Annotated in this window: 12 protein-coding genes; 8 read left to right on the top strand and 4 right to left on the bottom strand. The window is 36.4% G+C overall.

From position 1 onward, the window contains the following. Window position 1: 1 nt before the first annotated feature. The 6 genes from citF (at window position 2) to icd (ending at window position 9,553) form a co-directional block, all read left to right on the top strand. Window positions 2–1,531, top strand: a complete 1,530-nt coding sequence (gene citF / locus I586_RS03770) for a citrate lyase subunit alpha (RefSeq protein ID WP_010764496.1) — start codon at window positions 2–4, stop codon at window positions 1,529–1,531. Continuing rightward, a complete protein-coding gene (gene citX / locus I586_RS03765; RefSeq protein ID WP_010764497.1) occupies window positions 1,497–2,060 on the top strand; it encodes a citrate lyase holo-[acyl-carrier protein] synthase in 564 nt (187 codons plus the stop codon). Before citF ends, citX begins: the two co-directional genes overlap by 35 nt. A 1-nt stretch (window position 2,061) precedes the next feature. After that, on the top strand, window positions 2,062–3,453 hold the full coding sequence (locus tag I586_RS03760; RefSeq protein WP_010764498.1) for an oxaloacetate decarboxylase subunit alpha: 1,392 nt from the start codon (window positions 2,062–2,064) through the stop codon (window positions 3,451–3,453). 570 nt (window positions 3,454–4,023) lie between these two features. After that, window positions 4,024–6,738: an aconitate hydratase AcnA gene (acnA, locus tag I586_RS03755; protein ID WP_051092184.1), complete on the top strand. Its 2,715-nt coding sequence runs from the start codon at window positions 4,024–4,026 to the stop codon at window positions 6,736–6,738. Window positions 6,739–7,133: 395 nt separating this feature from the next. Continuing rightward, window positions 7,134–8,279 (top strand): citrate synthase, encoded by a 1,146-nt coding sequence (locus I586_RS03750; protein WP_010764500.1) that lies wholly within the window; start codon window positions 7,134–7,136, stop codon window positions 8,277–8,279. Further along, a complete protein-coding gene (icd, locus tag I586_RS03745; RefSeq protein WP_010764501.1) occupies window positions 8,276–9,553 on the top strand; it encodes an NADP-dependent isocitrate dehydrogenase in 1,278 nt (425 codons plus the stop codon). The genes I586_RS03750 and icd overlap by 4 nt, the downstream gene beginning before the upstream one ends. A 99-nt stretch (window positions 9,554–9,652) precedes the next feature. Here the strand turns inward: icd and I586_RS03740 are convergent, their stop codons facing one another. From I586_RS03740 to I586_RS03725, 4 genes are all read right to left on the bottom strand, one after another. Then, a complete protein-coding gene (locus I586_RS03740; RefSeq protein WP_010760878.1) occupies window positions 9,653–9,853 on the bottom strand; it encodes a cold-shock protein in 201 nt (66 codons plus the stop codon). 481 nt (window positions 9,854–10,334) lie between these two features. Then, complete coding sequence (locus I586_RS03735) at window positions 10,335–11,465, bottom strand: baeRF6 domain-containing protein (RefSeq protein WP_010764502.1); 1,131 nt, start codon at window positions 11,463–11,465, stop codon at window positions 10,335–10,337. A gap of 533 nt (window positions 11,466–11,998) precedes the next feature. Further along, window positions 11,999–12,676, bottom strand: coding sequence for an ImmA/IrrE family metallo-endopeptidase (locus I586_RS03730; RefSeq protein ID WP_010764503.1), 678 nt, complete (start codon window positions 12,674–12,676; stop codon window positions 11,999–12,001). 4 nt (window positions 12,677–12,680) lie between these two features. Beyond that, window positions 12,681–13,058: a helix-turn-helix domain-containing protein gene (locus I586_RS03725; RefSeq protein ID WP_010764504.1), complete on the bottom strand. Its 378-nt coding sequence runs from the start codon at window positions 13,056–13,058 to the stop codon at window positions 12,681–12,683. A gap of 390 nt (window positions 13,059–13,448) precedes the next feature. Between I586_RS03725 and I586_RS03720 the strand changes: the two genes are divergently transcribed. Together I586_RS03720 and I586_RS03715 are read left to right on the top strand one after the other, a co-directional pair. Further along, a complete protein-coding gene (locus I586_RS03720; protein ID WP_010764505.1) occupies window positions 13,449–13,871 on the top strand; it encodes an ArpU family phage packaging/lysis transcriptional regulator in 423 nt (140 codons plus the stop codon). A 173-nt stretch (window positions 13,872–14,044) separates the two neighbouring features. Continuing rightward, complete coding sequence (locus tag I586_RS03715; RefSeq protein ID WP_139242609.1) at window positions 14,045–14,434, top strand: phage holin family protein; 390 nt, start codon at window positions 14,045–14,047, stop codon at window positions 14,432–14,434. Window positions 14,435–14,473 lie beyond the last annotated feature (39 nt).

Genomic DNA, 14,473 nt, shown 5'->3' with positions numbered 1-14,473 from the left:
AATGAAAAATAATGTAGGCAAAGAAATTCCAGATAATTATGCTGAACAATACGGTTTATTTAAAGGAGAACTAGCGAATATTCGTGAGTATAAAGAATCTAGCCGTACGATCAATCCTGTTAGACCGAGAGATACGAAACTATTAGGTAGTTTAAGAGAAGCGATTGAAAAAACAGGCCTAAAAGACGGCATGACCATTTCATTCCACCATCATTTCCGTGAAGGCGATTTTGTAATGAATATGGTTTTAAAAGAAATTGCTGCACTAGGAATCAAGAATTTATCGATTGCGCCTAGTTCCATCGCAAATGTTCATGAACCATTGATCGAGCATATCAAAAATGGTGTGGTCACGAATATTACCTCTAGTGGATTACGAGATAAAGTTGGTGCTGCGATTTCTGAAGGAATCATGGAAAATCCAGTTGTGATCCGTTCTCATGGTGGTCGTGCGAGAGCGATTGCTGCAGGGGATATCCATATTGATGTGGCCTTTTTAGGCGCACCAAGTTCAGATGCATACGGCAATGTAAATGGGACCAAAGGCAAAGCCACATGCGGCTCGTTGGGTTATGCGATGATCGATGCGAAATATGCCAATCAAGTCGTGATTATCACAGATAGCTTGATGCCCTATCCCAATACACCAATCAGTATTCCGCAAACAGATGTAGATTTTGTCGTAGAAGTTGATGCGATCGGTGATCCAGAGGGGATCGCTAAAGGAGCTACTCGTTTTACTAAGAATCCGAAAGAGCTACTGATTGCAGAATATGCAGCGAAAGTAATCACGCATTCACCGTATTATAAAAATGGTTTTTCTTTCCAAACTGGAACAGGTGGGGCGGCATTAGCTGTGTCTAGGTTTTTGAAGGAAGCCATGATCAAAGATGGCATTACCGCTAGTTTTGCTTTAGGTGGCATTACAAATGCCATGGTTGACTTATTAGAAGAAGGACTCGTTGAAAAAATCATTGATGTCCAAGATTTTGATCATCCTTCTGCCGTTTCGTTAGGAAAGAATGAAAATCATTACGAAATTGACGCAAATATGTATGCTTCACCATTAAGCAAAGGGTCTGTCATCAATCAATTAGATACTGCAATTCTTTCTGCATTAGAAATCGATACGAATTTTAATGTGAACGTTATTACAGGATCAGATGGTGTAATCCGTGGGGCATCAGGCGGACATTCAGATACAAGTGCGGCTTGTAAGATGAGCTTAGTTATTGCACCATTGATCAGAGGACGCATTCCAACAATCGTTGAAGAAGTTAATACAGTTGTAACACCAGGTAGTAGCATCGATGTTGTGGTAACTGAGGTCGGCATTGCGATCAACCCAGAACGCCAAGACCTAATAGAACACTTTAAAGCACTAGATGTTCCACAACTAACAATGAAAGAACTACAAGAAAAAGCTTATAGCATCGTAGATCGACCAGATGCTATACAATATGGTGATAAAGTCGTTGCATTGATCGAATATCGTGATGGTTCAATTATCGATGTGGTCAAAAATGTCTAAAACCCGCTTAAAGGGAGAATCAGTTACACTAATAGACATGCTGAACGCTCGAGAAAAGCGAGCAACGATTCAGCAAGAACTTTTAACAAAGCATCCTAGGTGTACTTTATTAAGCGCTACGATGAATATTCCAGGACCTATAAAAACAAATGAGCAACTAAGACATGCTTTTTTAACTGTCATTAAAGAGACCAATGCTCTTTTTCCTCCTGAAAAAATAGTTGCTCGCAAACACCGAGAGTTGAAAACAGGTTCAGAATATTATCTAGTCCTTGATGAAACACCTGAAAAACTGAAGAAAAAATTAATTGAAATTGAAGAAACGCATGTCTATGGTCGTTTGATGGATTTAGATGTCGTTTATCTAAAAGATCAAATCCTTCATTCTGTCAGTCGTATCGAACTAAATCACAAACCAAGAACTTGTTTTATTTGTAATGAAGAAGCAAAGGTTTGCGGTAGACAAAGACATCACAGCGTAGAAGAAATGCAAGAGACAATAACGAACTTATTGAGAAAGGAAGGATGAAATGACAAAAGAAATCCTTTTTACCGAAACTGTGCTGCGTGACGGTCAACAAAGCCAAATCGCTACACGTATGCCGACAAGTGATATGTTGCCAATCATCCAAACATTAGATGAAGCAGGTTATCATGCTTTAGAAGTGTGGGGCGGTGCAACGTTTGATGCATGTATTCGTTTTTTAAATGAAGATCCATGGGAACGATTAAGAGCGATTCGAAAAGCAACTAAAAATACAAAGCTACAAATGCTTTTACGAGGACAAAATCTACTGGGGTACAAAAATTATGCGGATGATGTTGTCGAAGCATTTGTTCAAAAATCAATCGAAAATGGGATCGATATTATTCGTGTTTTTGATGCGTTAAATGATACTAGAAATCTACAAACGTCAATTGAAGCAACGAAAAAATTTGGTGGACACTGTCAACCAGCTATTTCCTATACAACAAGTGATTTTCACACGATCGATTATTTTGTCGGATTAACGACAGAACTTGAAAAAATGGGTGCCGATTCTATCTGTATTAAAGATATGGCAGGAATTCTAACACCAGATGATGCCTATCGTTTAGTAACAGAAATCAAAAATAAAATCCAAGTTCCTTTGGAAGTCCATACGCATGCAACAAGCGGCATTTCTGAAATGACCTATTTGAAAGCAATTGAAGCAGGTGCGGATATCATCGACACAGCCATTTCATCGTTTTCTGGTGGAACAAGTCAACCTGCTACAGAATCAATGGCGCTAGCTTTAGAAAATTTAGGCTATAACACTCATTTAGATATGAAAAAAGTAGCCGAAGCAGCTGACTATTTTAACCCAATTCGCGATAAATTTAGAGAAGAAGGGTTATTGAATCCTAAAGTAAAAGATACAGAGCCTAAAACGTTGATCTATAAAGTACCTGGTGGAATGCTATCGAATTTATTGAGCCAATTAACAGAACAAGGCTTAGCAGATAAATATGAAGAGGTTCTAAGAGAAGTACCGAAAGTTCGTGCGGATTTAGGCTATCCACCACTTGTAACGCCATTATCCCAAATGGTAGGAACTCAAGCAGTAATGAACGTAATCAGTGGAGAACGCTACAAAATAGTCCCAAAAGAAATCAAAGACTATGTTAAAGGCCTGTATGGAAAACCACCTGTGGCAATTTCAGAAGAAATGACCAAACTGATTATTGGTGAAGAAGAAGTAATCACAGTTAGACCAGCAGATCTATTAACACCAGAGCTTCCTATATACAAAAAAGAAATTGAAGAGTATGCAAAATCAACTGAAGATGTATTGATGTATGCTTTATTCCCACAACAAGGAAAAGATTTCTTAGGAAGAAGAGAAGATCGATTTTATGATGTTCCGTTACAAGAAGTGAACGTTACGATAGATATCTAATGAAAAGAAAAGCGTTGTAAAATCAGTCGATTTTATAACGCTTTTTGCTATTTCTTAAAGAATCTATTAACGAATATAAAATATTTTTGTCTTACATGAAAGCGGTAAAAATCGCTATTAATAGAGTGAAAATGGCCTAGTAAATGTTATTTGTTCAGAGCGGGTTTTTTGGTTTTTTATTATGAGTTTTAAATTAGAATATAATGTGGAAAAGATGCAATAAAGCTAATTTTATGCTGCCTAAAATTGTATAGATGGAGATAAAGCTTTTATTTAAAAGGTTTTATTATATGACATGAATGTGACGTAATAGTGGTAATTAATATGACTTTTCTCATCGTTATAAAGGTTTACATTTAATTATAATGCCGTTATAATGGCTAAAATCAAGTCATATATTTGGGACACTGTTTTGATACTGTACATAGTTATGAATTGAGATGGTTGATTATATGGGCTAGCGCCTCGGGGGAAAGATAAATTAGAAATGAGGTAAAAAGCACCTCAGTTCTAATTTCCTATTTTTCAGTCGAGACTAAACGAGCCCGCTTCGCTTTTAAATTAGGAGGGATGTTTTTGATTACGAGTAAGCAATCTTCAGAGAAAGTTTTTGAAATGAAGGATCAGAAGTATCAGTATTATTCATTAGCTTCATTAGAAACAGAACAACATCAGTTTATTTCAACGTTACCGTTTAGTATTCGTGTGTTACTGGAATCTTTATTGCGGCAAGAAAATGGTGTCGGGATTACGCAAGAACATATTGAAAATTTAGCGCGATGGTCTTCAGATCATGAGAACAAAGGTGAAGTACCATTTAAACCTGCCCGAGTGATTCTACAAGATTTTACAGGTGTTCCGGCAGTTGTTGATTTAGCTTCATTAAGAAAAACAATTGCTGATTTTGGTGGAGATCCTACGACAATCAATCCTGAGGTTCCAGTGGATTTGGTTGTGGATCATTCTGTTCAAGTCGATGTAGCTGGCGTTAAACAAGCGCTGCAGTTAAATATGAAAATGGAATTCCAACGCAACCAAGAGCGATATCGGTTTTTGAGTTGGGCTCAAAAAGTTTTTGATAATTATCGGGTCGTGCCACCTGCAACGGGAATTGTTCATCAAGTCAATATCGAATACTTAGCATCTGTTGTGACGCAGAAAAAATTAGAAGATGGTACTATTTTACTCTATCCTGATACTTTAGTTGGAACGGATTCACATACAACGATGGTCAATGGATTAGGTGTATTAGGTTGGGGCGTAGGTGGAATTGAGGCTGAAGCAAGTATGCTTGGCGAGCCCTCTTATTTTCCAATTCCAGAAGTTGTCGGTGTCCGTTTTATCAATGAATTATCCCAAGGTGCAACGGCAACCGATTTGGCCTTAAAAGTAACACAGGTATTAAGGCAACAAAAAGTTGTCGGAAAATTTGTTGAATTTTTTGGAGCAGGGTTAGTTAGTTTGAGTTTGGCTGATCGAGCAACTGTCGCCAATATGGCACCTGAATATGGCGCAACGTGCGGCTTCTTTCCTGTAGATGATGAAACGATTCGTTATTTACGGCTAACAGGAAGGGAAGAAGAGGCTGTATCCGTTACGGAACGTTATTTGAAGGAAAATCAATTGTTTTATGATCCTTTAAATGATTTAGAGCCAAATTATACTAAGGTCATTGAAATCGATTTAAGTGAAATTGAAGCAAACCTTGCTGGACCAAAAAGACCACAAGATCTCGTTCCCTTATCAGAAATGAAAACAGCATTTGAACAAGCAATAAATACGCCAGAAGGTCTACAAGGATATGGATTATCTGAAAAACAACAGAAACAAAGTGTTGGGCTAGATTTAGAAGGTGTTCACCATGAACTAAAACCTGGAGCCGTAGCCATTGCGGCAATCACCTCATGCACGAATACATCGAATCCATTTGTGATGTTAAGTGCGGGATTAGTGGCTAAAAAAGCTGCTCAACTTGGTTTAAAGGTACCAAATTATGTAAAAACTTCTTTGGCACCAGGTTCAAAAGTCGTAACAGCTTATTTAGAAAAAGCTGGATTATTGCCTTATTTAGAAGAACTAGGTTTTCATTTGGTAGGGTATGGTTGTACAACATGTATTGGTAACTCAGGCTCATTGAAGCCAGAAGTGGAAGAAGTCATCAAAGAAAATGATCTTCTAATGTCAGGTGTTTTAAGTGGAAATCGTAACTTTGAGGGACGTATTCATCCGTTAGTCAAAGCAAATTATTTAGCTTCACCACCACTTGTTGTTCTGTATGCATTGGCTGGAACAGTAGACCTTGATGTATTACATGAACCAATTGGGTTTGGTGAAAATGATATCCCAGTTTACTTTAATGATTTATGGCCAACTCGTGATGAAATTCAAACATTGATTGATGACTGTGTGACACCTGAACTGTATAAACAAGAATACGCACGAGTCTTTAGCGACAATGAAGAGTGGAATCGTATTGAAACGGATGACAAGCCACTATACGGCTGGGAAGAAGCATCTACTTATATTGCGAATCCACCTTATTTTTCAGGGATGAAAAAGGAAAGAGAACCACGAAACCCCTTAAAACAATTAGCAGTTTTAGCAAAATTCGGTGATTCTGTGACAACTGATCACATTTCACCTGCTGGAAGTATTCAAAAAAATAGTCCAGCGGGGCACTATTTGATGGATCGAGGCGTGCCAGTTCGTGAATTTAACTCTTATGGGGCCAGACGTGGTCATCATGAAGTGATGATGAGAGGAACTTTAGCTAATATTCGGATTCGAAATCAACTAGTGCCTGATGTTGAGGGCGGCTATACTATTTTTGCACCAACGCAAGAAAAGATGGCCATTTATGATGCAGCAATGAGGTATCAAAAACAAGATACAAAGCTCGTGATTTTAGCAGGTGATGACTACGGAATGGGTTCATCAAGAGACTGGGCAGCTAAAGGTGTTCAACTATTAGGCGTTGAGGCCGTTATTGCAAAAAGTTATGAACGAATCCACCGCTCTAACTTAGTTATGATGGGTGTTTTACCATTACAGTTCAAGCCGGGTGAAGATGCGGATAGCTTAGGACTAATAGGAACCGAGTTATTTGACATTGCGATTGATGAAACGAAAGGTATTTTAGATACTGTAACTGTTACGGCAATAAAACCTGATGGAGAAAGGATTGAATTTGATACGATCCTTCGTTTCGATTCAGCCGTTGATATCACTTATTATCAACATGGCGGCATTTTACCGATGGTGATTCGGAAGAAACTTCAAGGTTAGTTCGGGATAAGTGAAAAAATTTGAGATAAAACGACACGAAGCTTGTTAGTTTATTTTCTCTAGCTATGTAGGCTAGCTTCTCGGAAAAAAGATAAAAACTAAATGAGGCAAAAAGCACCTCAGTTAGTTTTTCCTATTTTTCAGTCGAAGCTAAACGAGCCTACTACGCTTTTAAATTATCTAGCTACACGGGCTAGCTCTTCGGAAAAAAGATAAAATCTGCCTGTGGCAAAAAGCGCCACAAACATATTTTCCTATTTTTCTGTCAGAGCTGAACGAGCCCGCTACGCTTTTAAATTATCTAGCTGCACAAATCAATCCTTAGGAAAATAGATAAATTGTATTTTCTACAGGATTAAACGATTTGTTCCGCTTTTAGAGTCAGGAGGAATTGGATGGAGATTCACAAAGGGTTAGAAGGTGTCGTTGTCTCTGAAACAAAAATTAGTTCGATCGTGGAAAATCAATTGCTCTTTGCCGGTTTTAATATTGACGATCTAGTTGCTGAGAATGTTCAGTTTGAAGAAGTAATCTACCTGCTATGGTTTTTGAAAATACCAACAAAAACAGAGTTACTAAAATTCAAACAAGAACTATCTACACAGATGCCAATATCTGATACGATCATTACGTGCTTAAAAATTCAAACACGTCAGAACCTTCATCCAATGAGTGTGTTGCGTTCAACGATTTCATTATTAGGCGTATTTGATCCAAATGCTGAAGCAACAGATGAAATTTCAGCGTATCAGCAAAGTATTTCTCTACAAGCAAAAATGCCCACGATTATTGCCGCATATGCTCGTTTGAGAAAAGGGCTTGACCCAATTCCACCACGAAGTGACTTATCAATTGCAGCAAATTTTCTTTATATGTTAACAGGAATTGAAGCAGATCAAGTACAGGTATCAGCTATGAATCAAGCCTTGGTTTTACACGCAGATCATGATTTAAATGCCAGTACTTTTACCGCTCGTGTCTGTGCTTCTACGTTGTCAGATGTTTATTCTTGTATAACGGCTGCAATCGGTTCTTTAAAAGGCCCACTTCACGGTGGGGCCAACGAAAAAGTATTTGATATGCTTAAAGAAATTGATTCTGAAAATCTAAATGTAGAAGAGTATCTCAACCAAAAACTGGATCGTAAAGAAAAAGTTATGGGCTTTGGTCATCGCGTATATAAAACCGAAGATCCAAGAAAAAAACATTTAAAGAAACTAGCAAAAGAGTTGACTGCGATAACGCAAAAAGAACAATGGTATTTTTTATCTTGCCAAGTCGAACATTATTTAAAAGAGACCAAAGGCTTGATTCCAAATGTAGATTTTTATTCTGCTACGGTTTATCATTGTCTAGATATTGATAGTGATTTATTTACACTGATTTTTGCGATGAGTCGAGTTTCTGGCTGGCTAGGTCATATTGATGAACAGAAAAAAGAAGATTGCTTAATCAGACCGCGCTCACATTATGTAGGTCCTAAGCAGTTAAAATATGGTGATTTAAATACAACATTACATTCAGGAGGCATGGAAGCATGACAAGTGGAGAGAAAATTGGGTTGGAAAATGGAGCTATAGTCGTTCCTGATTTTCCGATTATTCCTTTTATTGAAGGAGATGGAATTGGGCCAGAAATTTGGCAAGCTGCTAAGAATGTATTTGATGTAGCTGTAAATAAGGCCTATAAAGGAACGCGGAAAGTAATTTGGCAAGAAGTGTTAGCTGGAGAGAAAGCATTTAATAAAACAGGTAGTTGGTTGCCAGATGAAACATTAGAGACGATAAAAAGCCATCTTGTGGCGATCAAAGGACCGTTGACAACGCCTATTGGTGGAGGTATCCGGTCATTGAATGTGGCGTTGCGGCAAGAATTAGATTTGTATATATGTTATCGACCAGTTCGTTATTTTAAAGGTGTACCATCGCCTTTAAAACATCCTGAAAAGACAGATATGATGATTTTTAGAGAAAATACGGAAGATATTTATGCAGGAATCGAATTTCCATCAAAAAGTCCAGAAGCAGAGAAACTGATTTCTTATTTAATAACTGAATTTGGTGTCAATAAGATTCGCTTCCCAGAAACATCTGCCATCGGAATTAAGCCTGTGTCAAAAGAAGGAACCGAGCGCTTAGTTAGAGGAGCAATTGAACATGCATTGAAAAACCAGCGAAAATCTGTCACCTTAGTACACAAAGGAAATATCATGAAATTTACTGAGGGCGGCTTTAAAAACTGGGGTTATGCGTTGGCTACAGCTGAATTTGGCGATAAAGTTTTTACCTGGGAAACGTATTTAGATATTAAATCTAAAGATGGGAAGGCGGCCGCAGATCAACAACTGGTGGAAGCTGAGGTGTCAGGTAAATTGATCATTAAAGATCGAATTGCTGATATTTTCTTACAAGAGATTTTATTACACCCTGAAAATTATGATGTGATTGCGACCTTGAATTTAAATGGGGATTATATTTCTGATGCGTTAGCAGCTCAAGTTGGGGGAATCGGGATTGCACCAGGAGCTAATTTAAACTTAGAAACAGGCCACGGGATTTTTGAAGCAACACATGGAACAGCACCAGAGTTTGCAGGATTGAATCAGCTTAACCCATCATCATTGCTGCTCTCTGGCGTATTAATGTTTGATTATTTAGGCTGGACCGAGGCTAGTCAGCTGATTACGAAAAGTATCGAAGATGCTTTGGTGAATAAAACCGTCACGAAGGATTTTGCAGAACAAATGGAGGGAGCAACATTATTGAGTTGTTCTGGATTTGGAGAAGAGTTGGTTCGACTAATTGAAAATAGCTAAAAATAGAACGCAGAATGAAAACATTCTGCGTTCTATTTTTTTGTATAAAAAAACCTGACGAAAAATCGTCAGGTTTTGAATTTACTAATGTTAAGTTAATTAAGCTTTGTTAACGTTAGTAGCTTGAGGACCACGTTGGCCTTCTTCAACGTCGAAAGTCACTGCTTGACCTTCTTCTAAAGTTTTGAATCCGTCGCCTTGGATAGCTGAGAAATGTACGAATACATCGTTACCGTTTTCTGCAGTGATAAATCCAAAACCTTTGTCTGAGTTAAACCATTTTACTGTACCTGTTTCCATAATAAAAATCCTCCTTGTGATATACACATATTTTGCAATTACTTGAAAGGTGAAAATGTGGAAGATGTTTATTTGAAACAGCTACACATATATTACCGAACAAAAACTACACTCTTAATATAGCATATTTAACGTCACTTGACCAGTAATATCTCTCTTAAAAATAAAAATTTGTTAAGAAATGAAGATTAATTGTCAAAAAAAATTTATTTCTGTTATAGTATAGAGGTATTGAGCGTTAAATATGAAAGTAATGATAGAGTTATATCGTAGAAATCTATTCCGAAGGCGCAGCCTTGGAGCTGCATAGATTTGAAAGTAGGAAGGGTTCAGATTGTTTAGATGAGAATAAGGTTATCCTTACTAATAGATAGTTTTTACATGGTTTTATAGCTAACAAAATATTTAATCAACTTAATTAAAGAGCCACTCAACAACTAGGTTGAGTGGCTCTTGTCCATTGTATCGCTAAAGATAATGTTTAATAACGTAGAATAGCGAGCAATGTTTTTTCGTCAGGGGCAGCTTTTTGATCTAATACAAAAACTGTTCCACCTGTTTTAAGAACATTATCAGTAATGTTATTCAATGCTTTTCGACGATCGAATTCTTCTGTGGACATTTCAGTTGTTTCATTCACTAAGTTTGCAGTAGAAATGAAGAAATGAGATATTTTTCCTTCTTCAGAGGCAGGGACAATATCATCTAGTTGATCGACATACTTTTTATCTAACAGAGCATTGTAAGCCGCGGTTTCGAGTGTTTCTAATTCTTCATTGATTTTCCGTGCGCCTTTTTCAATATCTTGAAAAGAAACTTGAGCAGGAGAAAGTGCAACAGAAGCGTCTGTCACAAGATAAGGATTTTTAGCGATTTTTTTGAAGAGTGTTTGATTTTCAGGTAGAGCATATAAGCGAATAGGTAAGTTATCAGTGTTTACAAATGAGTCTTTCAAGAAATTATCGATTGCTTGATAATAGTTTGTCCAATCGATTTTTACTTCTTCATCTTTCGTATTAACGCCGTGATAAGCAACGCCCTCTTTAGAAGAGCCATTATAACCTGCACCACCTTGAATAGAGTAGTTCATACTACCGCCAGTTAACTCGTCACCTAAAGTGCCAACAAGATCAGTTGGTGCATCACTAGGTAAATCAACTTTTTTGATTTGATTATTTTCAACTAAATAAAGTTGCATAGAATCACGATTTAAAGCCATTAGATAATAGCGATAGTTAAATTGATTATTTTTGATGATACCTAGAAGATAAGGCCGGTCATCAACGTAATATTGGTTGTCAACAAGCACATTTAATCGATGAATGAAAATATCTTTTTCACTAATAATAATCGATACACTTTGTGTAGCATTACGCCAAAAAGAGGCGTCCGCAAGTAAAGCGTCGATCTTATCTTGAAAAGGAGCCCAAGATAAATGAGTATATTTTTTCTCAAAACGTACTTTAGCTGCTTTAGCAAAATTTTTCAATGCTAAAGAATCTTTTTCGACATCTTGATGCGCGACATGAGTATTTAGAATAAATGTTACAAAGGGACCTTGGACTTCGTCAGAGAATAGAACAGCTAAGTTGTCTTTTTCTTGATCTAACATAATACATTCCTCCTAAATTTAAAAGCAGATCAAATCCGTTTAACCTATTGGAAATGGGGAGATAAGCGTTCTTTATTCTATTGAACGTTACTCTCTTTCCTAAGGTAAGATTTGAGCAGCTAGATATAATTAAAAGCTGAATGAGACAAGCTCAAAAAGCTAAATAATACATCGGTAACATTTCTTTGTACTAATAAAAGTGTAGCACAGGCATAAAAATGTTGGAACTAATATGGTTTGAAAGAAGATAGATGAAATAGAATCATAAGAAGTTCTCAATATGAGGGTTTACTCATGGATTTTTTATGAAATACAAAATAGGCATTCATTTTTATTTTAAGTAAGGATGGTAGTATGTCTTCATGCCAATTATCCCGAATTGGTTTTTCATACTTACTCCTACCAAGAGTAAATAACAACCTTCATTTCCACCATAGACGACGGTCATGGTGGTTTTTTGATTTTATTACTACATAAAATAAGACCTCCATCATTACACGGATGGTAGTCCTATTTGTATTCCTCTATTATAGCTACAATGCTTCAATAAATCGATTCGTTCTAAATAATCGTGTTTCTAAATTCGTTCCTAGTTCAACCGCCGCACGTTGTCCTTTACTAGCAAACTTATACCGAATCGTATCTGCATTCGTTTTAGCAGCAATATACGAAACCCCAAAATTAGCTTGCATCGTATGAATCAAACGAATATAAAGTGCACTTTCGGATATACCAAAATGAGTTGATAATTGTGATAAATTCCACCCCTCTTTTAAGAAACGGAAAAACACAACATCCGGTACAAGAATTGCAGAAGCGCCGATATTTGCTTGAAATTCATGAAGGACTTCATTATAAGAATAATGTAGACTCCGGTCTGTATCAGTAAAAATTGTGTCTTGTTCAGTCATATGAAATAAATAATGGGTAATTTCATGACTGATGGTAAAGTTTTTTCTTTTTTCACTCATGTTTTGATTATAACCAATTGTTGTCTCTAAAGAGTCTTTTACAATCATACCAGAAATACGATCTCTTGCTACGCCATCGAATGGGAAACTGCGCATTGAAACGCCCTTAGACTTTACGAAATCCCAAAGATAAGAACAGTCGTAATTTTCATAACCGATATTATTTGCGACCATCAACGCCGAGATATAATCGTTTATTTTATCTGAAAAACTAAGATATTCATCAATTTGCTCTGTCATCCAATCACGCCTTGTCGTCTTGTTTTAGTTCTCGCTCACGTTCGATTTCAGATCTTCTGAAACGCAAAAAGCGATTCACTTCATCTTTCAATTCATCAACTTCAGTTTCGGACAAACCTTCTGTATTCATTCGAAACATGATTTGAGAAGAGAGCGTTTCTTCCTGATCCGCCTGTTTGATAGCTGGGATTTCAGACCTACCTAGTAAATAGTCAGTAGAAACATCAAAATAATCAGCTACTTTTTGGATATTTTCTATTTTAGGAGAAGAAGTATCCCAGCGGCGAATTTGTCCATTAGAAATACCTGTATTTCGCTCGATTTCGGCAAAAGTAACTTTTTTCTTGTCAGCCAGCTCTTTAATTCTGTAAGTTAAACTCATGTTTTTCAACCTTTCATAAGCTTAATGAAAAAAACATTAGCTTTTAAGCTATTTTTAGTTGACAATTAGCTTTTGAACTATTAATATGTTCTTATAAGCTAATTTATCAGTGAATAGTTAGGCAAAGCCATTCTAGCAGTTCTTTCAAAGAAAGAAAGCGACGGAAATAGAATAGAGCTTATTTAACTATATTTATATAATAGCGTAAATGCTATTTTTAGTCAATTGTTTTGTCGCATATTAGCAAATTTACTAAATTTAAATGAAACGTATGAAAAAGGTTGATTCGCGATAGCTACTTAATAATTCACTGTAATGGCTTTTTAGCGTTACTTACTTGTAAATAAGAAACAATAAAAATACAAAATCGTTAGGTAAAGGAGAAGATGAATGATGTTATTATTTCCCGAAATTGATCGAAAAAAAACAAAAAAGAAGGTTCATGATTTACTAGGTAAATATCGAGCATTAGTCCGAATTGCTGGAGAGAATGGTTCACCAAAAGTAACGACAGCGTACACTTTTGAAATGAAAAATGGCAGCGGACGATTTTCGCAAAAAAGTGGACAACTAGTGGATCGAAAAGATCTTGCTGAAATTGAACTAATAAAAATTACAAACGCGATGAACCAGTTGGACGAGTATGATAGACAATTATTATATGATAAATATATGGATCGAAATTTTACAACAAATATTGCCATTTACATGAAGCATCATATGAGTGAAAGTAAATTTTATCGTGAACTTGATAAAGCAATGATCCGTTTTGCTGAATCCTATGAGAGTGGGAAACTTTTGATGGAAAAATGACATTATTATGGGAGAGAACTGCCAGTTTTGTTCGCCTAAAATAATGTAAACTATTCTTATTCCACTGGTAAAAAAATGGTTGCCAAATGAGGAGAATAGACATTTAAATTGAGCCAGTCGAATGAGCACCAAAAACAACAATAATTGAAATAAATAATGAAAAGGTGGTAATTATGAAGATGTTTGAGTTTCTAGATCGTTTTTTAGTGGATGCAGACCATAAAGCAATTTATGTTTTAACACTAATTTGCATAGCAATGATCATCGATTTTTTGAGTGGAAGTTTAGCCGCAAAAATTAATCCGACAATTAATTTTTTAAGTAAAGTAGGGATCAATGGAATACTACGAAAAGTTGCGAGTATGGTGTTACTTATGTTTTTTATTCCATTAGCACCGTTGATTCCAGGTGGAACGGGTGTGGGTCTAATATACGTTTTATATGTCGGCTACTTATTGATGGAATTAAAGTCGATTCTTGAGAATTATAAAAAAATGGGGATCGGCACAGAACTGTTTGAAAATTTTATCAAGAGTATCAAAAATGACAAAGACGAGGAATAGATCAAAAATTCTGTTCTCGAATAAAAAAAATGAAACTGA

It is taken from the genome of Enterococcus moraviensis ATCC BAA-383, from assembly GCF_000407445.1.
Taxonomy (GTDB): domain Bacteria; phylum Bacillota; class Bacilli; order Lactobacillales; family Enterococcaceae; genus Enterococcus_L; species Enterococcus_L moraviensis.
This window is presented reverse-complemented; position numbering and strand designations above follow the sequence as displayed.